The organism is Burkholderia sp. Bp9004, from assembly GCF_003858025.1.
In the GTDB taxonomy this organism is placed as follows: domain Bacteria; phylum Pseudomonadota; class Gammaproteobacteria; order Burkholderiales; family Burkholderiaceae; genus Burkholderia; species Burkholderia diffusa.
This window is the reverse complement of sequence record NZ_QTQD01000031.1, coordinates 1-24,553: the sequence shown is the minus strand read 5'-3', so window position 1 is coordinate 24,553 and position 24,553 is coordinate 1. Positions and strand designations below refer to the sequence as shown.

The window sequence follows — 24,553 nt, the reverse complement described above, 5'->3', positions numbered from 1 at the left end:
CAATTGACCGCACAATGCGATGTCATTTGGCGGCCTTGCGCACCTTCGCAACCTGCTCTGCGGTCACTGCTGGCGCATGGTTGCCCCAACTCGCGCGCACGAAAGTCAAGACGTCGGCAACGTCACGATCGCTCAGCCGCCAGCCGAAACCCGGCATCGCGTAGTGCGCCGGAGCGGCCTGCGTCCACGGCATCTCATCGCCAGCTAGGACAATGTGTATCAGAGACGTCGGATCGTCCGTGTTGACCACCGTCGACAGCGCAAGCGTCGGAAAGGTGCTGTCGTAGCCGCTTCCACTGGTACGGTGACACGCCGCGCAGTTGTCGAGAAACGTCAGCGCGCCGTTGCTACGATCGCTGCCCCTACGCAGCGCTTTGTATGCAGTGGTGTTGGCAGTCAACGCCCTCTTCGGTCCATCTGCCGGCGTCAGCGACTTCAGATAAGCGGCAATCGCCCGTAGATCCGCATCGGCCATAAGTTGCGTGCTGTCCTGTACAACCTCCGCCATACTGCCGAAGGCAGCCGAGTGTGCGGTGCGGCCGCTTTTTAGGAACGCGACGATATCCGTTTCTGTCCACTTCGCGAGTCCGTCGCTCTCGTCGCCCCGCAGGTTCTTGGCGAGATAGCCATCAATGACGCCACCCGAGAGGAACATCTTCCCATCGTCGGCAAGCACTTTTTCCTGCAGGGCGAAACCACGCGGGGTATGGCATGCGCTGCAGTGTCCGAGTCCTTCGACCAGATAGCGGCCGCGCGCGATATGGTCGTTCGAGGCAGGCTTGTCGTCGCTTACCACCTCCGGTGCGAACGCCATTCGCCAGAAGCGCAGTGGCCAGCGCATCGACAACGGCCATGGAATGTCGGCCGACATATTGGCTTCAGACACAGGCTGCACGCCGTGCATGAAGTATGCGTAGAGGGCCTTCACATCGGACGGCTTAATCTTCGCGTACGACACATACGGCATCGCGGGGTAAAGGCTCCCGCCATTTTTTGCGATACCACGACGCACCGCATTGTCGAAATCCTCGAATGTATAACCGCCGATACCCGTTTCATTATCCGGCGTGATGTTGGTTGAATAGATCTTGCCGATCGGCGAATCGATCGCGAGGCCGCCCGCGAACGGCTTCCCGCCCTTCGACGTATGACACGCGATACAGTCCCCAGCAACTGCAAGATAACGGCCTTTCTCGATCAGGGTACGAGTGGCGGCCGTGGCCGCGGGCTTTGCGATCGCCGTGTCGACGGCGGGGGCCGACGCCGGGCTCTGCGCGAACGCAAATGCAGTCCATCCGGCGCCAATGAGCACAGCGGACGACACGACGGTTGCCATCATTTTCTTCATCGTCATCGCGGTGCTCTTCAAGCTTGAACCAGCGCAACGCCTGGGTTCTTTAGATATTGTTCTCGGATCGCCTTTGCGCAGTGATAGGCGAGCGCAACCACCATCCCCGTCGGGTTGTAGCCCATGTTCTGGGGAAATGCGGAAGCGCCCAACACGAAAACGTTCGGCACGTCCCAGCATTGCAGGTACTTGTTCACGACACTTGTTTGCGGCGACGAACCCATCACCGCCCCCCCCGTCGTATGGGTTGATTGATATACACGCGTGTCATAGCGCTGTCCCTTTTTGCGGATCGCGCGGAAGTATTTCTCCGGTCTCATCGCCTTGGCGACCTCTTCTATACGCGTGCCGATGTAGTCCAGCATCGCGTACTCGTTGTCATGCCAGTCGAACGTCATGCGAAGGAGTGGCTGGCCATACTTGTCCCGATACGTCGGGTCTAAATCGAGGTACGCGTCCCGGTACGGCATCACCGAACCCGCGATAGCAATCGTCATATAGCGCTGGTACGCGTCGTTGACGCCCGCCTTCCAAGCGCTGCCCCAGGTTGGCGTGCCAGGAACCGTCTGTGCCTGCTTAATCGGCCGGCCACCGGTCCGGACATGGCGAACGCTGGCACCGCCAAGGAAGCCAAGCGGACCGTGGTCGAACTGGTCGCCGTTCAGATCATCCATGCTGACACCACCGGCGCCCGCACCGACAAACGGATTCAGTTGCGTTCCCTTTGGTAGCAAGACATTGATGCCCCCGTTCATCTGGTACGCGTAGTTGCGACCAACAACGCCATCGCCAGTCTTCGGTTCATAGGGCTTGCCGATGCCGGAAAGTAGCAATAAGCGTACGTTGTGCATCTGGAAAGCAGCGACGATCACCATTTCTGCCGGCTGCTCTACTTCGCGGCCTTGCGCGTCAATGTAAATCACGCCTGTCGCGCGCTTCTTGTCCGCCGTGAGCAGCACCTTGGTCACGTATGCTTTCGTACGGAGTTCGAAGTTTGGCTTCTTCAGCAGCACCGGTAGGATCGTGGTTTGGGGCGAAGCCTTGGAGTACATGTAACAGCCAAAGTCTTCGCAAAAGCCGCAGAAATTGCATGGCCCGAGACGAACACCATATGGGTTCGTGTAGGGCTGCGAGGCATTGGCGGCCGGTGCGGCATACGGATGGAAGCCGACTTCCCGAGCGGCCTTTTCGAACAGCGATGCTCCAAGGCCATTCTTGAGCGGCGGCGTCGCATATTCGCTGCTACGGATTCCCTCGAGCGGATTGCCTCCCGCTTGCAACTTCCCGTTCAGGTTGCCCGCCTTGCCCGATGTTCCGAATACCTTTTCGGCGAAGTCGAAAAACGGCTCCATTTCCTCGTACGTCACACCGAAATCCTGCACTTGCATCCCTTCCGGGATGAACTTCTTGCCGTAGCGTTGTTCGTATCGCGTGCGCAATTGAAGCTCTTCCGGCAGCATCCGGTAGTGCATGCCATTCCAGTGGAAACCAGAGCCACCCACGCCATTGCCGAGCAGAAATGAGCCGTGCTGGCGATAAGGCACAGCCAGATCGTCGACGCCATGGCGAATCGTCACGGTCTCCGACGAAAGATCTTGCAAAAGCTCGCCGCGCACCGCGTACTTGAGTTCGTCGATGACCTTCGGATAGTTGGCGTCTATTGGCGTATCCCGCATGGCGCCGCGCTCCAACGCGACGACGTTGAGCCCCGCGTCCGTCAGTTCCTGGCCGAGAATTGCTCCGGTCCAGCCAAACCCGACGATGACGCAATCGATCTTGTCTTTTTTGATTGCCACCGCGCTTACCCCCGCCTGCCGTTGATCGACACAGGGCCATACGGATACTTCACCCCGGGCTGCTCGATCCAGTCCTGAAAATCCGCGCGCGCGCCCGGGAAGCCGACCATCTTCCAGCCCACCATGCCCTTGTTGCCGCCGTACATGGGATCGGCGAGGAAGCCCTCTTTCGTATTGCCGAGTAGATACGAAAAGAACGTGCGAGCCGGGACCGCTTCGAAGTGAACCTTCTGGTGTTCGATGTCGCGTAGCACCGCTTCCTGATTGTGTGTATCAAGTTGCGTGAATGTCTTCCCGCCGTACTGTTTCGCGCAGTACTCGTCACATTCCTTGATGCCGTGGCGATAGATATCTCGCGGCGTCATATTGAGTTGATAACCCATTTCCGCCGCCTGGTCGGGATGGAACGGCCCTTGCATATACCAGAGTTTGCCGTGGCCGTACGGTGTTTCCATCTGGCGATCAATGTACTCCGGCACCCCAGCCTTCACCGCACCGGGGCCCAGATCATCTTCGGGAATCAATCGATCGACAGCAGCGCGAACGAACGCCCACTCCGTGTCACTGAAGAAAGTGGGATGGTAGGATGCGTCGTTATCTTCCGCGCTGGTGGCTGAGGCGGAAGCAGCGCTATCGTTGCGTTCACCGCACGCGCTTTGCGTCAGCGTTACCCCGGTCGAAACGGTCGCGACGGGCACGATCGCCAACACCTGCCGCAAAAAGCGACGACGCGGCTCCTCCTGATGAGACATGGCTTCACACCTGGTATTGTGAGTTATAAATGCAAGACGCCCCGCCGCTCAATATCAGTAGCGTCTAACGAATACCAACCAACGAACCGAACTCCGATCCCTCGCTCTGCAGTCCGAAAGTGTTGACGGTGCGCGCGCTATGGTCTAGCGCGCATTGTCTGGGACCGCTCACCGTCAAACAACGCAAAAAAACTTTAAATGACTGATAGAAAACCTTCTCCGCTGCGACCCGACAATGGATGGCAGTCTGGAAGACTGCGTGCCTAAAGGCGTCCGGAGCGCACTTCGAGCGCAAGACAAGCCAGAATGAAATGCGTCCCGCTAGTCCATAACGGGCGAGGGATGAGCCGAACTGCGCAGCGCGGCGTCTGGCATCTTCAGCGTGATCAAGAAGAGAAAGCAGCGACGAGGGCGCCGATCAAGTGCACAGGGTGGAAACCATGCCTTTCCATCACAGCGCGAGACAGCCACTTTCGTTTCACCCAGAATAGCGCGGGACACCACTTCTCAAATAGCCCGGTCCGTAACACGCGGATTGGCTCGCGATTGCACAGCATCACGGCATGCCCACTCGGCTGCTCGACTGGTCAGGGAGCGCATCGACTGCGCTCTGGTTCGCCGTAAATGAAGCGGTCGACGACGACAAGCCCGCAGCGGTCTGGATGTTCCCCTACACGGACAAGGACCTGATGACAGCGACGGAACGTGATACGCCGTTTGATGTTCCGCAGACACGACTGGTTCGGCCGCGCCACGTATCGCGTCGCATTGCTGCCCAAGACGGTTGGTTCACGTTCATCGCAATCCGCCCGAGTCCATCAGCCACGTTTCTCTCGAGACGAACCGCGGATACCGCGACCGTCTGCGCTATGTGACGATTCCTCACGCAGCGTTCAGTCCGATGCGCATGCAACTGGCAAATGCCGGCGTCACCAGCGCCGTTCTTTATCCAGATCTGGATGGTGTGGCGCAATACATTTGCCGCACGCACTTGCGCGCGGGCGACGAGATGTTGAGCCGGCTCGGACTCAGCCCGAATCTGTATGGAAAGCGTGCCAGACGGGGCGGAAGCGCTGTCGGCGCTGCGTTTTCGGCGCGACAGGGAAAGCTCGCGGGCATGAGCGTCGGTTGCCGCAAGCTACCCTGAGGCCCGGTCGATTTCAGACTCTCGACGGGGCTATGGACTGTGTTTTCGGGCGCGAGCCCCCACATTTGTAGTCCAGTTCGGCGCTCCGGCACGACTGAGATTCGGCAGCCGAGGACCCGCAATTTAGGTACGGTCATGCCCGGGCCGCGCTCCTATACTCGCCAAGCCCACTCCTCTCCACAAACCATGCAATTCCAAGCAACTCGAGAAGCCCACGCTGGAACCGTCGACGCGCTGGTCGCGTACATGCGTGACTGCCGATTCAATGCATCCTGCCTGACCGCCGCAACGCTTTCTCTGGCACTTGAGTACGTCTACAAGACTCATCCGCGCTTCTGGCGGGACTTCAACATCGCGTTCCTCGTTCGGGCGCTCAGTCTCCACATTCCCGATTGGCGTGCCGTAACGAACAGCGCCGGTCATGCCTCAGGAGGCGCGAATAGGCTGCTCGCGGACGTCGAAGAATACGTGCGCGTCAACGCGTTCGACGAAGCGAATGCGGAAATGCTGAGGGCGCTGCCGATGCACATGCGACCAATGGACGGAGCATCCGCTTTCGATTGGATTTCGGCCCAGTTGGCCAAGAAAGGAATGGCAGAGGAACTCGAATTCGCACGGCAAGACGGCGATGTCTGCGGCGACGGCGCACTCGATGCGCTGCATTGCATCGAGGAAGCGGCAGCCGGTCGAATTGTTGAGAGGACAGGAATGCTCGCGGCTCGAGTGTATCGCGATGCGGTGATGAAGGGCCACACGGCTCGCTGACCTGCCAGGACCAGGGCCGGCGACGTTCGTTTCTTCTTCATTCGCATATCCCTGCCTTTTACACCTCATGATATGCCGCGCCCACAAAATGGCTAGGTCCCGGTACTGCGGCGAGCCAGTTGGAGCGAGTGCTTATCATCTTGGGAGAGCTCAATCCTGACGTCAACGAATTGGCTTGCGCGTCGGAATTTCAATGATAGCTACGAATTCCCGTGGCAACCTGGCAGTGCCGCGAACGTGGTTTCCGTACCACGTTGCAACCCTCCTCGCGCCTTGGCCCTGACCAATCTTCGATCCGTTAAAGCACAGCTGGTCTTGGGATGCTGAAACTACGCCGCACTTCGCATCTGCCGTGCTTGCGCTGACGAAAGCCGGCGTCAATCCGCAGCTCCGTGAACCTACGGATCCTAAACCGGGCACAGCGTATTAAAGAAAGCTGCGGTACTTTGCGCGGCAGACCGTGCCCGCACAAGGGCAGAAGACGTGGTCTCGGCAGCAATGGGAGTCTCTATGACTAGTTGAATATCTTCTCGGAGTTCGTCAAGGATTCCGTGCAATGGGATAGCGCCGTCGCCGAGATGAAGCCGTGACGTACGCGCCTCAACTGCCAGTCCCTCTAGGGGCGGCGCCAGATGTGAACAGTCACACAATTGTGCGTATGCGATTCGCTTCGCCGGAATTTGCTTGATGTCCGATGGCGTGCCGCCTCCCCGGTAAAAATGCAGAACATCAAGAATCAGTCCGGCGTTGGACTTGCCCGCAGCCTCTACAAGGTTCAATGCGTCCCGCCACGTTCCGATATCACGGTACAACATAAATTCCACGCCTACGGTAAGGCCATAATCCGCGGCCAAATCACATAGACGACCAAAAAGATCAACGCGCTGCGCGTGAGATAGAAAACGCGCGTCGGACGCGAGTTCCGTGCCAATTGACGAAATATGTGACGCCCCGAGCTCTGCGCCGAGTTCGAGCGCTGGTTTGAAACGTTCTAGATCAGTCGATGGCGACAGAACAAATGCCTCGATGTCGAAAACACGAACCCCGGTTTCGCGTAGCGTCGCCTTAATTTCCCGGATGACTTCAGGTCTACCCAGCACTTCATGCTGCAGAGGTTGAGCAGTAGCAGTCATTACAAGCAGACCTGCTTTCCCGAAACCCGATTCTGCTGCAGCAGAGACAAGCTCGGCCTGTGGCGTGCGGCCAACCGTGAGGTTCGCCAACGACATGTTACGGAGCTCAATGTTTGCTTTCATGTGCGTCACCTATTCCCAGATTGTAGAAAACCCTACTTCATGCTCGGACCCGGAAATCTTTCCATCCCCGCAAACCGAAGAAGACGCTGCGAGACGGGGGCGGATCGCGCCATCCCGACGCCCGCTGGCGCAAACCTTCCAAGGCTGCTCTGCCCTTTTCACATCTCAACGGTTGGCTCGTACAGACAACGTCTCGGCCAGTATCCGGACCATCGCATGGAATAACATTCCATATATGATGGAATTCTATTCCAATTTTGCGTTGCGTGTGCCAATATTGCGTAACCGGTGGCCTGAGCCCGCCAACGTGGTGACGACACGTCGAACACGTTGCGCATAGCGGAGCTTCTCGACCATCGGACGACCAAACCAACGTTGGAGCAGAGGATGACACCCGACCTTAAAGCACAGGATCCGTCCCGTGCCCGCAACCAGCCTTCTTCGTCCAGAGCCGACACGTCCGCGCGCCGGGCGGCGCTTGCCGGCTCGCTGGGCGCCGTCATTGACTGGTATGACTTCTTTCTATACGGCACCGCCGCTGCGACGGTGTTTTCTCCACTGTTCTTTCCTTCCAGCGAGCCCGCAACGGGACTACTGATCGCCTTCAGTACGTTCGCGGTGGGTTTCCTTTTCCGCCCTATCGGCGGAGCCGTGTTCGGCCATTTCGGCGATAAGATCGGGCGGCGGACGATGCTCCTTTTGACCGTTCTCATCATGGGACTCGCGAGCACATTGATCGGAGTTTTGCCAACTTACCAAATGGTGGGTATATGGGCGCCAATCATGCTGGTGGCGCTGCGCGCAATCCAGGGCTTTGCTGTCGGCGGTGAATGGGGCGGCGCAGCGCTAATGGCAGTCGAAAGCGCGCCTCGGGGACGACGAAACTTTTTGTCTGCCGGCGTCCAGACCGGCTCTTTCGTTGGGTTGCTGATTGGTACTGCGGTCTTCTTCTTATGCCAGAAACTGACGACCCACGATCAATTCATGGCGTGGGGCTGGCGTATTCCGTTCTTGCTCAGCATTTTTCTGACGTCCGTAGCGTTGTGGATCCGTCGGTCCGTTCAAGAATCGACAGCGTTCGACGAAGTGAAGAAGCACCATGCTGAAACCGGCGCCCCCCTCGGAATCGTTCTCCGAACGAATCCGCTGCAGATTCTCGCAGTCATCGGGATGCGACTGCTCGATCAAAGCACCTATTATCTGGCGTTCACTTTCGCATTGGCCTATGTGACGAATTACACACACGTCCCGCCCAGCAATGTGATGATTGCATCGATGATCTCGATGGCGCTCGCCATGGTCACGCTGCCCACGTTCGCCAAGCTCGCGGACCGCTTTGGGATACGTTGGTTTTATGCGATCGGCTCGGTCGTAGGGGCCGCAGCAGCAGTTCCGTTTTTTCATGCATTGCATACAGGTTCGATCCCGCTCATCACGCTCGGTTTTTTTGCCTTGATCAACGTCTGCCATAACATGGCGACGGCTGTTCAGCCTGTCTGGTTCGCCGGCATGTTCGATACAAAGGTTCGCTACAGCGGTGCTGGCTTCGGCTACGCTCTTGCTGGTGCGGCCGGTGGATTCATGCCTCTAGTCGCGACCGCATTGGTCAACCGTGCTCACGGCTCGTACCATCCTATTGCACTCCTGCTCGGTGGGCTCTGCCTCATTGGCGGGCTAACCAGTTTGTTGTCGTACCGCTGGGTGAATTTGCGCGACTGAGCGGCGTTGATGGCGCAAGGAGACTACCGCAGGCTCGTATAGAAAGAAGTCAACACAGGAAGCGCGCCCGGACGAATGCGTACTATCGACTTGTTCTGGCGGATTATGGCATCCGGCATAACCCGTCAGGAACATGTCACCCTAGCAGCAAGGTTCGTAGTTGTTGCGCAAAACGTTCAAGCGCTCACCGCAGGGAAACTTTCGTGGCAGCGCTTGGGCGAGATTAACTTTGGAGAACAAAGCATATGAAGGATGCACATTCGATTCAAACAGCTCTCGTTACCGGCGGTGCGCGCGGCCTCGGTCTTGGCATCGCGCAACGACTTGCAGCCGATGGCAGGCGAGTCATCATTTGGGATGTTGACTGTAGCGACTTTGACGCCGTTCAAGCAGGTTTCAGTCCCCTTCTGACGCAGAAGGTAGATGTTTCAGATCTGAATTCAGTAACGACCGCCTTCAACGAAGCATTGAAGGCCGCAGGTCGCATCGAAATACTAGTCAATAACGCCGGCATTAACGGACCGATTCACCCAACCTGGGAATATCCGGCGGATCAATGGCATCGTGTACTCAACATTAATCTCACAGGCGTTTTTAACGTCTGCCATGTCGCCATTCCGCAATTGCGCGCCGCCCAATACGGTCGAATTGTCAACGTTGCGTCCATTGCAGGGAAAGAGGGAAATCCAGGTGGCAGTGCATACGCGGCGTCCAAAGGTGGCGTCATCGCATACACAAAGTCGATAGCCAAGGAACTTGCGGAGTCGGGAGTCATTGCAAACTGCATCGCTCCAACGATGGCAGAAACCGATCTGCTGAAGCAAATGACGCCGGAATTCATCGCATCAATCAAAGCCAAGATTCCAATGGGCCGTTTCGTGACGATCCCAGAAGTCGCCGCGATGGTAGCCTGGATGACAGGTAGCGAGTGCAGTTTTACGACCGGCTTCACCTTCGATCTCTCCGGTGGACGCGCCACGTACTGACGGTGCAAATGCGCATGGCCGCAAGGCCGGGACAGGAACTCGATCTGATGCGCAGCGCAGAAGCGAGGCACATGCACGAATCGGCAGCACACACCGATCGAGCGACTGTTGTGGCCGACTGCAATGTCATGTGAGGCAGCGCTAATCAGCGACCTTCACGCGGTCGCGGCTACTCGAGGTGCGTCACTGGATGGCTCCATGCGTCATCCTGATGTAAAAGTACGATGCCGCAATGGTTGATTGCACGATGGAAGAAGCGAAACCGAAGCATACAAGCACGGTCGAATATGAACGCGGGCAAGAATCTCCGCTCGTCGTCGTGGCCGGCTCGAAACTGCCCCGCATTCCGGATGTGTACACCCCCAACAATCCGCCTTGTGCCCCCTAAACCGACTGGATTACTGCGAGCGTCGCCTCACGCAATCGGCGCGCGCGCTCAGGTGCCGGAGCGCTCCGCGCCCAGCGCTGGTTGGGAACCTCCACACTTACTGGCAGATTCATCGGCAGAGCGCGGAGAATGCCCTGAAGGTCGATGCCGCCCTCGCCAGGAATCATGCGTTCGCAACGGGCCTGAAAAAGCAATGTCTCGAGGTCAGTCGGGCGTTGTGGGCGGGCATCACAAAACTGCAGATAGCCAAAGTACTCGCGTGGCAACGCGCGTAGTACGTCGACTGACGTGCCGGCACGATCGAAGTGAATCGGGTCGACGACTAGTCCTGTATTCTTGCGGCCCGACGCACGGACGATGCGCGCGCCCGCCTCGATATCTTTGACGTCCGTCCACGGCATCGGCTCGACGCATGGGTGAAGGCCCAGCGGCTCAGCAAGCGTACAAAGTCGCGAGAGATTGTCGACCAGGCGGCTCTCATCTGGATCGTTCCCGGCCACCAACACGTATCGTGCGCCAAGTTCAGCTGCGGTCTCCAGCATCGGCAGATAGGCGCATACATCAGTTTCGGGTTTCAACCGCAATATCTCCGCATCGAGAACGCGCACCCCCGTGTCGCGCAACGCAACGAGTACTTCGCGCCGTAGCGCAATATCGCCTACAAGATCGTGATGTACCTCAGTTTCCGTCGCGGGCACCAGTCGCAAACCGACATAGTCATATCCGGACTCGAAAGCACATTGAACCATCTGTAGCGGTGTCAGTTCGAGAACCGTCAATGCAGCCAGCGACAATGGTCGAGATTCGTGCACAATCACCTCCTGCTCGATGAGGTTGTTTCTGAACTTCTGACCGCTAGGCAGTCCTGCGAGCCTTATACAATCTGCACGCCATCGGGACCGCCACTCGCCGCCGCTCGCTCACTCTCCTGATTGGGGTTGGGCATTTCGGGGGCCTCGGCATCGCCGCTCCTTAGCATGCTGACACGCGCAGCATGCTGCCCCGCGATGTATCCGAACGTCATCGCCGGACCAAGATTGATCCCCCCAGACGGATAGAAGCCTCCCATGACACTGGCCATATCGGTACCTACTGCGTAGAGACCGACAATCGGCCGATCGTCCTCGTCCAACACCTGCGCGGCGCCGTTGGTCTTCAGTCCAGCGAATGTCCCGAAACTGCCTGGCAATATCTTGACCGCATAGAACGGTCCGTGTTCGATCGGCGCGACACAGGGATTGGGTCCGTCATGCAGCGGATCCCCTCCTTTGCGGTTAAATGGTGTTGAACCACGCCCGAATATGGGATCCTCCCCACGCCGAGCATGCTCGTTGAATGTGCGCACTGTCTGTGCAAGTTCCTCGGGGTCAATACCACACTCGTGTGCCAACGCGCGGATCGAAGCCCCGCGCTTCAGATAACCGCTGCGGATGAACCGGCCAAGGGGCACTGGAAACGGTCGAGCATAACCAAGCCCGTACCGCCGTTGGAAACGATGGTCGCAGATTAGCCACGATGCGACTTCCTCTCCTTCCGGAACTGCGTCGATCATCGCTTTCGTATAGTCGTAGTAGCCATTGGCCTCATTCACGAAGCGCTTGCCATTGCGTAGTACGCCAATGATTCCGGGTTTGGCACGATCGATGATGTGCGGAAAATGGCCGACACGCCCATCCCGATAGACAACTTGCGACACCGGAGCCCACGCCGCAGGCGACGCGAGGTCCGTCACGAGTCGCCCACCGACTGATTCGCCCAGCATGATGCCGTCTCCGCTGCAGCTCGCCGGTGGCAATGCGAGATGTTCGGAGGCAGTAGGGTTTCGTGGAAAGAGAGCTTGCCGACGGGCAATGTCATTCGCAAAACCTCCAGTGGCCAACACCACGCCCTTCGCTGCATGGATCAGCACGTCGCCTTCCATGATGGCAACGACTGCACCACGTACGGCACATGCGTCACGAATCAGATGTTTTGCAGATGCCGATTCCATCATGGTGACGCCCAAGTTCTCGGCAGATTTCGCCAACCGGGCGACCAGAGCGACGCCGTTCACCAACTGCATTGCTCGACCATGGACGGCGAGGTCGAACAGGTGTCGGGAAATGCGCCTCGCAACATGAAACAAGGATTTCCAGGAGCGCGTCACCGTGAGAAACGCAGAAAGATCAGCTCCGGCCATGATGGGCATGCCCAGGACCGACGTCTCTGGCATGGTCTTTCTCAGACGCCTGATGAGCGCGCCAGTCTTCCGCCCATCGTAAGGCGCGGCAATAACCTGATGCCCTCGAACGGCGGCCCCACGCGTGTGGCCGTGCATGTCTGGAATCTCGTTGCCGTCTACGAACTTGAGCTCGGTGTTGGTCTCGAAGAACGAGACCATCTCTGCGCAGTGATTTAGGAATGCATCGACGCGTGTCTCGTCGTAGCGCGCACCGAGCTCGTTACGCAGATAGATCCGCGGCTGTTGTGGGTCTTCGTGAATACCCGCCCGTTTCGCGAGCGGATTTCCCGGCACCCACATCCAGCCGCCGGACCAAGCGCTCGCGCCTCCCAGAACCTCGTCCTTTTCGATGACGATGACGCTCAGGCCATGCCAGGCAGCCGTGACGGCCGCGGCTAAGCCAGATGCCCCGGAGCCAATCACCAGCAAGTCACAGCGCAGCTCGCGCTCAGCCATCTCCGCCTCCTCTTCTTACCGAATCATGAAGCAAGTATAGTGGAAGTTTGTTCCGTTGTCGCTGGAACACATTTCCACTATTGGACAGTGCTCGTAGCTACACGTCCCGGTGCAACTGCGCCGCAAGAGGGGCGGGGGCTCGCGAATTGCAGGGGGTCGAATCGTTCGCCGTGGGAAAGCGATTCGGAGGGAAGGCCGTTCCACACCAAGTGGAATAAAATTCCAATATAATCGCGTGATTGGTTCGTCTACGCAGGGAGGTATAGATGGCAAGCGGGGTAACATCGCACGAGCCCGGCTACTCGGGATTGCTCGACCGAGGGCTGGCGATTCTGGAGTTGCTCGCGGGCAGCGAAACGGGCGCGTCGCTCACCTCTATCTCTGAGCAATTGCGTATCCCGCGCAGCGCGACGCATCGCCTGCTGACCGCTCTTTCGGATCATGGCTATGTGCGCCAGGAGCAAGACCGAGGAGTGTATGTTTTGACAACGAAATTGCAGGTGCTGGCGTTTCGTCACCTTGCATCGAGCGGCTACGTTGATGCGGCACAGCAGGTACTGGACCGATTGGCTATGGCGACGGGCGAACTGGTCCGTCTCGCTGTCGCAGATAACGACCAGTTGACGTGGGTCGCCAAGTCGCAAGGTGCGCGATCCGGGCTGCGGTACGACCCTGACATGGGCATGATTGCAAAACTATCCTGCTCTGCGACCGGCTACGCCTGGTTGTCGAAAATGAATGATGACGAGGCCATCAAGATCATCGAAAGTCAGGGGTACGGAAGCCGCGACGAATATGGTCCCCGGGCACCAGAGACAGCCGCGGAGGTGCTCGCGCACATTCATGACGCGCGCGAGCAAGGTTACGCTATTGCTGTGCAGACCTTTACCGACTGGATGGCGGCGATTGCGACTGCATTAATTCATCCGCTCACGAAAAAACCGATCGGTGTCGTCAGTGTGGCGGGTCCTTTTTCCCGACTGCCGGAAAAACGGCTGCATGAGTTCGCTCCTCTGTTAATTGAAGCGGCTCGTGAAATCGCTCAGCTGATTCCAGGTTCCCCAGCTCTAACGAGTCCCGGTATTGCCGCACTAGCGGCTCGCGAAAGCGCCATTTCGTAGCAAGACCGCTGGCGGTATTCGCTTTCGGGAGGGTCCGCGGAGAACCTCAACGATAGCGGGCACACGCTTTCCTGCCTTGGCCGCGCCAGAAGGTTTTTTGGTCTGGCTCGCCCTGTGACACTTCGCGTCGCACCGACATGACCACCTGGGACGCGCGGTTTCGACACGAAGTTCCGAAAACTCCATTTTGATCGTACTGCTCACCCGGGGCCCGCCCTCCTTCGCGAGCACGCGCGCAAGACCGAGCAGCCCAGGCTTGGCTGTCACGTATGGGGCTTTGAGCGGCGACGCCTCGTGCGAATGCACGGAGCCGATGTAGACCACGACGCCCCCGCGGTCGTCGCGATACATGTCCGCGAGCGCGGCGCGTGTCGTGAGGAAGGCGCCGTCCAGATGGATGCCCATCATCTTCTTCCAGTCGGAGAAGGCGAACGATTCCATCGGGTTCACGATCTGTATCCCGGCATTCGATACCAGAATGTCGATCGGACCGAGTTGTGCGACCAACCGACGCCCGCCGCAATGCCATCGAGTTCGGTCAAGTAATCAGGGAAGTACGCTAACGCCGCGTCTCGCATCTGCTTCACAAACGCATGACCACGCCATCGCTGAACAGCACGCCAAGCTGAACTTTGCTCCATGTACGCGTCGAATACCGGGCGCGCCAACTCGCCGAGCCGACGGCCGATTTCAAATGGCTCGCCTTCTATCCGATGCAACTCCCAATCCTGCTTCGACATACGACACCTCGGCTTCGGTCAACACGTGGTTCTTATTCTACATTCAAAACAACATATGTTGATATAAGTGGAAATTCGCTTCCGGTTGTTGTGTGACGCGAGCCGGATCAAATTGTCCACTTCCCCTCCGCGCGTCATCTCGATCATTTCGCGGCCAATGCCGCGGTCTACCATGTGGTTTGCACAAATGACGACGCAGCGGGCGCATGGTTCCTGCACGGTCAGCGCGCGAGTGTCGGCGCACGTCATGAAGTGCGGATACGTCTGCAGCGGCAGATTGACCGGCTTGCCTTTTTCGAGCGTCGACAGCCGCGCCCACATCCGGAAGTGCGAAGCTGTGTGCGACGGACTCACGCTGACCATCCGCTGGTCGACGACCATGTTCAGACGGTGCGGCGCCGGTCGGTGGTGACGTTTCACAACGGCGCGGAACGTGACCCGCACGAGCCGTCGCACCTCATCGGGAATCACGACGCCGTCCCGCATGGTCAACGGCACCGACAGGGTCTTCCAGGAGCGCCAACGATTGATGAAGTGTGAAGTGCAACTAATGCTTGAGCGGGGGTTCGAGTGACAAACCGATCTGCTCTGACTTCATGCGGGACGAGAACCCCCGCCAACGCAGACCGGCGGTACACCGCTCCTCTGGCCAGCAGCCGCGCAGCGGCCGCAACACTCAATAAGCGCGCCAACGGGGAGGATATGCTCACGTAAGCATATCTTTTCGAGAACCGGGCATATCCATGGGTGAGGATATGTTTCCTTGAGAATTGCTTGTGAGGAGATCCTCACGTGAGCAGAACCGGAATAGCCGGAGCCCCTGCCAGCTGTCGCTCGCCGCCCTTCCACCATTCCGAGGTCGAATAGTTCCGACAGACATCCGGGTCGCGGCTCTGTCTTCGCCACCGCGCCGGACTGTCTCAACCCTCCCCCCGTGGTCGTCCGGTTTTCCCCAGCGCGCCACCGGTCATGCCCGTCCGCGCCAGCGGTCACTCACCGAAGCCCTTCATGCGGAAGGGGCGGCCCTATCGTCGGGCGGCTCGTGCTCGGCCGACGCGTGACAGAGAGGTATAGCGCCCAAAAGCATCGCGTCAACGTAAACTCGACGGAAAGTTCGGCCTCCGAATGTACACCGCTCAAAACTCCATTATTCGACGAGGACTTACGCAAAAAGCATCGTCAGAATTATGTGCGCCGCATCCTTGAACGAGCCCCATAAATCTACTAGTTTGTTCAAAGGCGCAACGCCAACTTGACCGACGTCGCACAGTAGCCTCCGCAGCGGAACGCCGGATTCCGCCGGTCCCCTTTTTATGAAAGGGTACGATGGCGGGGGACGCGATGCGACAGGCAAGAACGGAAGGCGGTCAGGCTCCGATTGGACAAGCTGTCGCCGGACCCTGGCTTTCGCTAGAAAACGGGGACGAACTCAATCTTCATCGCGACCAGGCAGGCCAACAGGAACGCCGCCGAAAACCGCTTCCGGTTGATCTTGCGGTTTATCCGGTCAGCATGCTCCTCTATTCCATACGGCTCCAACAGCCTGGCCAGGTCCTTGTAGCTCAAGTTCCGCTGCACCATTGCCGAAACGACCAACTCCCTCGCGCGGTCCTCCCATTGCGCGTAGGGGGACTCCTGCACGTGATCCTCGGGCGACATCGCTCCCATCCTTCTCTCTCCAGTTTGTGCCGACGCTCCACGGCCGTCTCTGCAACATTCTCTCAGACTGAAATCAGTCGTATACGACCGATTCGGCGTACATGGGTAGCCGGGGTTCCTACACGTCCATATCCACCATTTTTTTGGACGACGTGATGCTGGACAAGGCTCAACTGACCGGCCTCTTCGACCGACTGGGCACGCCGCCCGCCGGTCAAAAGCTTATTCTCGACGCCCGAATCCAAGCACCGGTTCGCCAGGTGAAGTCCGATGTCGGCAATGTCATCACCATCCTGGCCAGTCAAAAAATGTGTCGTGACATCCGGACGGAGAGCCGCCATATCGAATTTGCTGCCGCGGTGACCAAGGAGCATGCGGCTGATGTGCTCGAATACTACGCGCAGCCGTGCGAGCTGAAGCTCTCACTGATTGATGAGTCGACTGGCGAAATCCGGTCCATCACGCACGTCCCGGATTTCCTCACTATTCGCAACGATGGTTTCACGCTTGAGGAATGGAAATCCGAGGCCAAACTCGCACGATTGGCAGAGCGGTATCCCTATCGCTACGCCAAGGGCAGTGACGGGCAATGGTACGCCCCGCAAATTGAGAAGCAGCTTGCCAGACTCGGTATTCGGTATCGCGTTTGCAGCGACGAGTCCATCCCTCGCCGCCGGGTCGAAAACCTTCTGTATCTGGCCGATTACCTTCATCCGGGTGCAGAGCCATGCCCGGCGGATGTTGTGGCACGGCTCCATGAAGTACTTCGCGAGCAGAGCTCCTTGTCCTTCTGGGAACTGCTTGCTGCCCCGTACGAATTCGACGCGGACGCACTGAACCAGGCCATCGCCGGCAATCACGTGGCAACGGACATCGACCGGGAGTCGTTCAGCGACAAGCGGCGGTTTCGCCTCTATCGTGACGAGGTGCTGCGTGACTTCATGCTTGCCGATAGCCAAGTCGGCCAGTTGCCCGGCGTCGACCGGTTCGCCTTCGATGTCGCCGAAGGATCGAAGTTCCAGTTCGAAGGCCAGGAGTTGACCATCGTGATGGTGGGCGAAGAAAACGTCGTCTGCAATCGACAAGACGGGTCCAGCATCCAATTGTCCCGTTCATGGCTCGAGGACGCTCATGAGAAGCATCAAATCACGGTCGTCCAAAGCAATCAGAAACCTCGTGCGGATTTGAGCCGTTACTCCAAGGAAGACCTGGAACTTGCTCTTCAGCGGCAGTCACTTCTTGAATCTCGAGAGGTACAGAAGGTCGTCACGTCACGCACGCTCCGGCGCTGGGAATCACGCAGGCTTGCCGCTCTCGCCAACGGTGACAATGAAGTCGTCGCGCTGGTGCCGCGGACCAGCGCCAAGGGCAACCGTACCCCCCGCTTGAGCGTGGACCAGCTCGAATTGATGGACCGCATTATCGATACTGCGTGGCGCGACAGCAATGCCATCAACTACAAGGCATGTCACCTGCTATTGAAAGTGGCATGCGACAAAGCCGGCGTGACGGCTCCGTCATATCCAACCTTGATTGCGCGAATCAAGGCACTGGAGACCAACGAGGACATCCATACGCGTCACGGGAAACGTATGGCGTATCAGAAGAACGTCTTTGTGGACGTCCTTTATTACGACACACCGGCGCATGGTAGCCGGCCGTTCCAGTACGTCCATATCGACCATACTCTGCTCGATATCGAATTGATATCCAGTCGAACGGGCAAGCCACTCGGCCGTCCCTGGCTGTCGCTGGCGGTGGACGCCTGGTCGCGGCGCATAGTTGCGTTCTACTTGACGTTCGACCCACCGTCTTATCACTCGGTCATGATGGTTGTCCGCGACATGGTGCGCCGCTTCAAACGTCTCCCCGAGTTCATTGTTGTCGATAACGGCCGCGACTTCATGTCACAAGCGTTCGAGTCGTTTCTCCGCGTGATGGGCACGCATCTGCGTTTCCGTCCCGCAGGGCAACCGCGGCACGGTGCCGTCCTTGAGCGTATGTTCGGTCGGTTGCACACCGAATATGTCCACAACCTGGCCGGCAATACCAAAGCGACGAAGAACGTACGGATGGTTACTGGTTCCCATCTGCCGGAAAAGCTCGCCCAGTGGACACTCGAGCAACTTTATTATGGGATTGGGCACTGGGCCTGCGAGTATTACGACGAAGCGACTCACCCTGCTCTTGACGAATCTCCACGAGATGCGTACTTGCGTGGCTTGCGCGAGAGCGGCGCGCGTCCTCAGCGACAAATTCTCTTCAACCGGGACTTCCTGATTGCCACCTGCCCACCCGTCGACCGCTCTGGCGTCCGAGAGATTGATCGCCAACGCGGCGTCAAGGTGAACAGTCGGCTCTACTGGAATGAGACGTTCAAATCTGCCCATCTCGGCGGCCAAAGCTTGCCGGTCCGTTACGACCCGTGGGATGCCTCGTCGGTCTATGTGCGCGTAAAGGATGAATGGGTGCGGGCCGTTTGCCGAAACCTGCACGGCCTGGGGCAACTGACAGACGTCGAGCAACGCGCCATCACTGCGGAATTCAACCGTCGCAGCGGCACATCTGCTGGCGACGAACGGGCTGCTCAACGACTTCGGGAGTTCGTGTCGACGTTCACACCGGAAGGTGCGTTAGCCGTCGAGTTCGAGCGTCAGTCTGAAAACAAGGCTCTATACAGCAGCCTTCAATTCGGAAATATCGAACCGGTCGCTCCCCCCCGCCGATTCCGACTCGTCGATGAATCCTTGACTACAACCAGTGCCCCGGAACAGCCGGAACCAACGATGCCTCTTTCGCCGATATCCCAGCAAGAGGCCTCAGGCGACGACGATCTTCCTGACTTTGAAGAATTCTAAGGTGGTTCCATGCATCAACAAAACCATACATCCCCGCCGGCGCGAAATGACTCTGCCAATGCGCTCTCGTCCAAACGCATCAAGCACACCCGTGTCGGCGAAGTAATGGCCGACCTCGGCACCCTGATTTATCCGGGGAGCCAGGACAGCATTCTTCTCGTGTGCGGCCCAACAGGTGCTGGCAAAACAACGCTTGCCAGGCATATGGTCGACACCGCGCTTGAACATGCCTACCCTCAGATGGAATCGAATGCGGGCATGATTCCGGCCATCTACGTTGAAGCGCCGGCCTCTGGCGAGAGCGACTTCTCGTGGCGGCTGTTCTACCAGAGGATTCTGGCTCAGCTCGGGGATAATCTCGACTCGCCGAAAGTGACATACGGAATCGATTCACAGACTGGTCGGATGTTGCGCCCTCGTGGTAGCGGCAACGGAAGCAGCCTCGCCGCGTTGCGCACCGCAGTCGAACGCGGATTGCGCGAGCGTCAGGTGCAGTTTCTCGTCATTGACGAGGCCGCTCACATCATTCGCCAGACGCGAGGTCAACACAGGCTGGAAATCCAGCTCGATACGCTGAAGTCATTGGCAAATCAATGTGGCACGCAGATGGTCCTGGTGGGCTCCTATGACCTCTATCAACTGGTCACCCTGTCTGGACAACTCGCGCGACGCACACATGTACTTCATTTCGAGCGCTATCGAGAAGATAAGCCAGAAGACGTGCGCGCCTTCCAGCGCTGCATCCAGGCTTTCGAGAAAACATTGCCCGACCTTTGGGGAAACGAGCTCTCGCGTCACACCATGGCGCTGCTCGACAATACGTTGGGATGCGTTGGCACGTTGAGCAGCGTTTTAGTCCGTGCCGCCAAGCTGGCCGACGCAGACGGTGCGTGGTCGGTCGAAGCCCTGAAGCGCGCGCTGCTCAATGAAGCACAACGCAAGCGGATACTGGAGGAAATCCTCGACGGAGAAGCCGCTATCGGTCCAAGCCTTACTCGTGTCATGCCGAAGCCGAAGCGTCCAGTGGCAAGTTCGGGCGGGAGCACTGAATGAGTACGCAACCGGTAACTCCACGTTCGATGCTGAACCCCCTCGCGCCGATCGGGATAGGTACCCCCGAAATCGAAAGCCTGTTCAGCTATTTCTGCCGCCTGGCGGCATCTCACAGCATCTCTGCTGCCGAGCTTTCACGCGTAGTCGCAACCGCTATGGGTTGGCGAATTGCGGAAAGGTACGATTGGAATGCTGTTAATCTCAGCGGGATGGCCGACGCAGCGGCCGACTGGTCCAGTGCCCTATCTGCATTGACTAGCGTTAAGCGCCTAGACAAGCTGACCCTGCTAACGTGGCGTGACGTTGTTGCCCAGCAGGGCGTGGCATCCGCGTCGCATCACTGGTGTCCACAATGTCTGGTGGAGGACCGTGCTACAGGTCAGAAACCGTATTTCCGGCTAGCGTGGGACATCGGTACCGTCACGGCTTGCCCTCGCCACAGGACGAAGCTGGTTCACGTCTGTCCGGACTGCGGCCGTCCAGATGCACGGCACAATTCTGCTTTTGTCATTCCCGGATGGTGTGCGCACTGCGGCGCATTCCTCGGCGACGTCGAACGCCTTATGCCTGCCTCCCCGGAAGCAACGTGGATAGCGTCTCAAGTCGGTGCAATGCTGGAAGTACAAGCTACATTGGATAAATTTCCGACGCGTGATGTACTGCAGGATACCATTCGTGAATTGGTCACCCGCTTGGATACCGGGAAAAACGCGTTGTTTGCCCGACGCATCGGGCTTAGCAAGGTCACCGTGCACTACTGGCTGAAGGAGAACTGCGTTCCAAACCTGCCTGGCCATCTGCGTATTGCCTCTCAGACCGGATTAGCGCTTCCAAAGCTTCTGACTGGCGACCTTTCTGACTGGCCATCAGCCAAAGCCGAAATCCATTCTTTGAGGTCGCTATTTCCTGACCACAAGAAGCGTGCGGCGCCACGCATTCTGGATTGGGACCGTGTCCGCGCGGAGCTAACCGCGCTGAGCCAATTGCCGGTTACCATCAGTGTTGAGGAGGCGGCGCGGCGCCTCGGCATCGCGAAGAGTCAGCTCTATCACAATGCCAACAGAGAGACCCGCATCCTCGCAGAGCACGCGAAGCACGGCAGGCAGCGACATAGTGCGCAACGCCAAGAAACTGCGCGTACGATTATCGAAACCGCATGCCGAGATATTCTGGCTGACGGGAAGGGCCTCAATCTGCGAGAACTAAAAGGACGGGTCCCCAATGAGGTTCTCGGCAGTTTCAGAGGGGTCATTGGACTGCTGCAGGAGACCAAGAGCAAGAGCGGACAGCGTTGAGTTCATCTTCGAAAGGTGCGGCCCGCCATGCGTCGGCCGTCACCTAAGGCGCTTTCGCGTCCGCCAAGGCCCGCCGTTGCGGCCGCCAGTCATGAACTGCGCATGTCCTGTCAATTCCTGTCCACGACATAGTGTCTATTAGCGAGGCGTGTTCGCATCTGCTGGAACTGGCGGAGGAAGTGGTTGCCGGTGCAGAGAAGGTTCTGACGAGGAACGGCTCAGCGTACGTCGCGAATGTTGATGCACGGAAGCTCGACTGTTACCGCGCCTCGAGGCAGAGCACGACCGGCTAATCCTGTTGGGCGATGCCGAGCAGGGGCTGAAGGACGCGCTGGCAGGCAGGGTACTGTCCGAGGAAGAGTTCCGCAAATCGCTTCCGCGCTCTGGTCGAGATCGCCGGGGCCGGCTCATCCTTATCGCAAGAGAATCAACAGGCCGCAGCCCGCTCCCAACCACCCTGCCGGCCAGAGCAGCCGACACCCGGCGAAAGCATCCCACCGCCGAACCACAATCGATTGTTTTCGTCGCCGGCAAGCGCCGCGCAGCTTTTCCCCTCACCGCCCTCCGGTCTGACAGGTCTTGCTCGACGAATCTCGAGCTCCGGAGACATCCTGGCGAGGTAGCACCATCATTTGCGCAGATCGGGCTAGCAGTACGAAAGCGGCGACGTCATCCGCCGAGCGTTGCGCGACCCAAGCGTCAACTCAAGATCGCCCCCCAGTCAGAGCCACGCTCGGAAATCGAGATGACTGGCGGAAGGCTTGACGCACAAAAACACATTGATTTGCAGAGAGAGTTTCGGGGAAAACGTTTCTTTTCCAAAAAAGACCGAAAATCGTTGGAAAAATCACGATCATCACTCCACGGTCGCACTATACCCTTCCAGTCGATCACTCGCATGCAAAATTGCATACACACTTGTTTCTGCCGCTCATGTCGCTGAAGCCTCGGCAAAGCGACGGACATCGAAATTCGATATTGGATAACCAGTTTTGGAGATGAAACCATTATGGAAGCTTGCTTGCAGTTCAAGATTGCGGGGTATCCGGTCGCTTACATGAAGAACAGGGGTCTGCCGTGGCAGTTCGCTCTCGAATCTGGATTTGTCCCTACGCGAGCCACTCCGTCTTCGAGCGGCGTCAGCGAGCATCTGTATCTCTCGACTGCAGGCGCCCTACGCCGCCGCCTCAATTCAGCCGGCTACGACCGTAAAGCATTGGAGTTCGAATACCTGAAATACATGGACCAGGTTTTCAGCCGCTGGGACCCACCATATTTCTTTCGAGACGACAAAACCAGTAACACTACGACCGCAGTTCAACGCGCAGAAGCATTTAGATTCGCGAGCCTTGATGACTGGTTTTTCGCGCTCAAAATGGCCATCAGGTTTAGAAATTCCGGACATTTGGTGCGCGCCAAACACATTGAATACTCCGACCCTTTTATAGACATAAATGCGCTGGTCGATATCGTTATGGGACCGGAATCTCTGCCCAGCAGTATCAAATTGCCGAGTCATGTGGTTGGCGGCTTCCCCTGCATCAGCGTGGAATGCATGGCACTTGCAATGCTGGAAGTCGTACCCGATGACGCGGAGTGCGTCCTAGACGTTTTTGAACTCGTGCCTTTTTCTGACGACCTGACGTCGACACGAGAGAACGCCGTCTGATGTCGGCATGCGCGAAAATCGCGCGTACTGATATCAAGGTAGGTGTGCCGTGCGTCATGGCTTTTAGATGCGGGGTGGGTCTTCCTCAATCGGGCAAAGCGGCGATTTTTATGCCTTCATCAGACGTTCCCGCGACTATACGTACCTATGAAGCGTCGCGATTCGGTGATGGCGTGCAGATCAACGGACACGCGCAACATAGATAGACAGCGCACTTTTGTAGCATCCACTTTCTGCAATGAGGGTAACTATGCCTCTCCACGCTTTTATTAAAATTGGTGGCTATCCGATTGACTCCATGAGAGACCAATATCGTCGATGGCTCTTCGTACGCGATGACAGAATCATTCGAACGCGGACAAAAGGTCAACGGAATCTAATCACTCACGCCTTGCCCGATGACCCGTATGACTGGAACAAACCGGAAACAGACTATCTGTATCTCACGAGAGCAGACACACTTCGTCGGCGCCTTGCAACCGCCGGCCACGACCGTTCGTCACTGGAACTTGAGTTCCTTAAATACAGAAATATGGTATTTAGGCATAGAAATCCACCATATTTCTTTCAGGACCACTATCTCGAGACTGAAAAGACAGCGCAAGCCCGCGCCGAGGCCTTCAGAAAGGCAACGCTTGACAATTGGCTCGACGCACTGGGAGACGCGGTTAAATCTGGCATTCATTATTGGACGCGAAGCCGCGAAGGCCTCACACCATCGAACCTACTGGTCGACATCATTACCGGTCGCGATTCCCCGAATTTTGACGATATAGAGCCACGACACCTGCTGTCTGGATTTCCCTGCACATCCCTGGAATGTATGGCAGTCGCAATGCTAGAGATTGTTCCGGATGACGCAGAGTGTGTTCTTGATGTGAGCGACATCGTCGAGTATGGCCCCACATATTGTTTTGAAGACCTCATTCTTTCCGGGAGAAGTGCAACGTAACTCATCTTTCGCTGTGACGTGCCGCATACGAATTTTATTGCTCGCCAATGAAATTACCACACTCGCCCAAGCAAGAACAATTCACATGAAGAAGACCAACATGCAACTTAAAGCCGCAGACCTTCACGCCGGGACGACCGATGCGCTGTACACGTATATGGCGGATTGCCAATTCAACGAAGCCCACCTGACCTCGATGTGCCTCTCGTTGGCATTGGAATACGTGTATCAACCACGTCCGCGGTTCTGGCAGAATTTCGACCTGATGTATCTCGTCACTGCAATGAACCGATGCTGACCTGCCCCCGGTTTTAGTCCGAACTGCAGTTAGAGTCCGAGGTTAAAAACTGCTGCTTTGCATCGTGCGCCCGA

At 57.7% G+C, this 24,553-nt stretch carries 19 protein-coding genes and 2 pseudogenes; 11 read left to right on the top strand and 10 right to left on the bottom strand.

All coding sequences use genetic code 11. The features are described 5' to 3' along the window. Positions 1–22 precede the first annotated feature (22 nt). Genes DIE08_RS27580 through DIE08_RS27570 form a run of 3 tightly spaced genes read right to left on the bottom strand, consistent with a single transcriptional unit; the run spans position 23 to position 3,896 of the window. Positions 23–1,348, bottom strand: coding sequence for a c-type cytochrome (locus DIE08_RS27580; protein ID WP_409360413.1), 1,326 nt, complete (start codon positions 1,346–1,348; stop codon positions 23–25). Positions 1,349–1,365: 17 nt separating this feature from the next. After that, on the bottom strand, positions 1,366–3,144 hold the full coding sequence (locus DIE08_RS27575; protein ID WP_124904670.1) for a GMC family oxidoreductase: 1,779 nt from the start codon (positions 3,142–3,144) through the stop codon (positions 1,366–1,368). A 5-nt stretch (positions 3,145–3,149) separates the two neighbouring features. Next, a complete protein-coding gene (locus tag DIE08_RS27570; protein WP_124904668.1) occupies positions 3,150–3,896 on the bottom strand; it encodes a gluconate 2-dehydrogenase subunit 3 family protein in 747 nt (248 codons plus the stop codon). A 545-nt stretch (positions 3,897–4,441) separates the two neighbouring features. Here DIE08_RS27570 and DIE08_RS36740 point away from each other — a divergent pair. Together DIE08_RS36740 and DIE08_RS35755 are read left to right on the top strand one after the other, a co-directional pair. Continuing rightward, positions 4,442–4,771 carry an FRG domain-containing protein gene (locus DIE08_RS36740; RefSeq protein WP_409360412.1) on the top strand — a complete coding sequence of 110 codons (330 nt, stop codon included), beginning with the start codon at positions 4,442–4,444 and terminating at the stop codon, positions 4,769–4,771. Positions 4,772–5,229: 458 nt separating this feature from the next. Then, positions 5,230–5,808: a hypothetical protein gene (locus DIE08_RS35755; RefSeq protein WP_185715899.1), complete on the top strand. Its 579-nt coding sequence runs from the start codon at positions 5,230–5,232 to the stop codon at positions 5,806–5,808. 407 nt (positions 5,809–6,215) lie between these two features. Here DIE08_RS35755 and DIE08_RS27555 read toward each other — a convergent pair whose 3' ends face one another. After that, the gene (locus DIE08_RS27555; RefSeq protein ID WP_124904664.1) at positions 6,216–7,064 is read right to left on the bottom strand and encodes a sugar phosphate isomerase/epimerase; all 849 of its coding nucleotides are present in this window, start codon (positions 7,062–7,064) and stop codon (positions 6,216–6,218) included. Positions 7,065–7,451: 387 nt separating this feature from the next. Between DIE08_RS27555 and DIE08_RS27550 the strand changes: the two genes are divergently transcribed. Together DIE08_RS27550 and DIE08_RS27545 are read left to right on the top strand one after the other, a co-directional pair. Beyond that, positions 7,452–8,783, top strand: a complete 1,332-nt coding sequence (locus DIE08_RS27550) for an MFS transporter (protein ID WP_124904662.1) — start codon at positions 7,452–7,454, stop codon at positions 8,781–8,783. 245 nt (positions 8,784–9,028) lie between these two features. After that, positions 9,029–9,769: an SDR family NAD(P)-dependent oxidoreductase gene (locus DIE08_RS27545; RefSeq protein WP_124904660.1), complete on the top strand. Its 741-nt coding sequence runs from the start codon at positions 9,029–9,031 to the stop codon at positions 9,767–9,769. A 384-nt stretch (positions 9,770–10,153) separates the two neighbouring features. Here the strand turns inward: DIE08_RS27545 and DIE08_RS27540 are convergent, their stop codons facing one another. Continuing rightward, positions 10,154–10,906: a sugar phosphate isomerase/epimerase gene (locus DIE08_RS27540; protein ID WP_124904755.1), complete on the bottom strand. Its 753-nt coding sequence runs from the start codon at positions 10,904–10,906 to the stop codon at positions 10,154–10,156. Positions 10,907–11,031: 125 nt separating this feature from the next. After that, entirely contained in the window at positions 11,032–12,834 is a 1,803-nt protein-coding gene (locus DIE08_RS27535; RefSeq protein ID WP_124904658.1) for an FAD-dependent oxidoreductase, read from the bottom strand. Positions 12,835–13,100: 266 nt separating this feature from the next. On the opposite strand from DIE08_RS27535, the gene DIE08_RS27530 reads away from it, so the two are divergent. Beyond that, a complete protein-coding gene (locus DIE08_RS27530; RefSeq protein WP_124904656.1) occupies positions 13,101–13,955 on the top strand; it encodes an IclR family transcriptional regulator in 855 nt (284 codons plus the stop codon). Positions 13,956–14,168: 213 nt separating this feature from the next. Here the strand turns inward: DIE08_RS27530 and DIE08_RS27525 are convergent. The 4 genes and pseudogenes from DIE08_RS27525 to DIE08_RS27510 all read right to left on the bottom strand — a co-directional run. Continuing rightward, positions 14,169–14,447 (bottom strand): annotated as a pseudogene (locus DIE08_RS27525) (SDR family NAD(P)-dependent oxidoreductase); the annotation flags it as partial. A gap of 11 nt (positions 14,448–14,458) precedes the next feature. Next, a pseudogene (locus DIE08_RS27520) lies at positions 14,459–14,695 on the bottom strand (peptidase C45); the annotation flags it as partial. Positions 14,696–14,713: 18 nt separating this feature from the next. Beyond that, positions 14,714–15,193, bottom strand: coding sequence for a hypothetical protein (locus DIE08_RS27515; protein ID WP_124904654.1), 480 nt, complete (start codon positions 15,191–15,193; stop codon positions 14,714–14,716). A gap of 912 nt (positions 15,194–16,105) precedes the next feature. Continuing rightward, positions 16,106–16,363, bottom strand: coding sequence for a DUF6471 domain-containing protein (locus DIE08_RS27510; protein ID WP_124904652.1), 258 nt, complete (start codon positions 16,361–16,363; stop codon positions 16,106–16,108). A gap of 146 nt (positions 16,364–16,509) precedes the next feature. Here DIE08_RS27510 and DIE08_RS27505 point away from each other — a divergent pair, with 146 nt between their 5' ends. From DIE08_RS27505 to DIE08_RS27475, 6 genes are all read left to right on the top strand, one after another. Further along, complete coding sequence (locus DIE08_RS27505) at positions 16,510–19,212, top strand: Mu transposase C-terminal domain-containing protein (protein ID WP_124904650.1); 2,703 nt, start codon at positions 16,510–16,512, stop codon at positions 19,210–19,212. A 9-nt stretch (positions 19,213–19,221) separates the two neighbouring features. Then, a complete protein-coding gene (locus tag DIE08_RS27500; RefSeq protein WP_124904648.1) occupies positions 19,222–20,265 on the top strand; it encodes an ATP-binding protein in 1,044 nt (347 codons plus the stop codon). After that, positions 20,262–21,560 carry a TniQ family protein gene (locus DIE08_RS27495; RefSeq protein WP_124904646.1) on the top strand — a complete coding sequence of 433 codons (1,299 nt, stop codon included), beginning with the start codon at positions 20,262–20,264 and terminating at the stop codon, positions 21,558–21,560. Before DIE08_RS27500 ends, DIE08_RS27495 begins: the two co-directional genes overlap by 4 nt. Before the next feature lie 1,021 nt (positions 21,561–22,581). After that, positions 22,582–23,229 carry a HEPN/Toprim-associated domain-containing protein gene (locus tag DIE08_RS27485; RefSeq protein WP_124904644.1) on the top strand — a complete coding sequence of 216 codons (648 nt, stop codon included), beginning with the start codon at positions 22,582–22,584 and terminating at the stop codon, positions 23,227–23,229. Between the two features lie 250 nt (positions 23,230–23,479). Further along, a complete protein-coding gene (locus DIE08_RS27480; RefSeq protein ID WP_124904642.1) occupies positions 23,480–24,181 on the top strand; it encodes a HEPN/Toprim-associated domain-containing protein in 702 nt (233 codons plus the stop codon). Positions 24,182–24,266: 85 nt separating this feature from the next. Then, complete coding sequence (locus DIE08_RS27475) at positions 24,267–24,479, top strand: hypothetical protein (RefSeq protein WP_124904640.1); 213 nt, start codon at positions 24,267–24,269, stop codon at positions 24,477–24,479. Positions 24,480–24,553 lie beyond the last annotated feature (74 nt).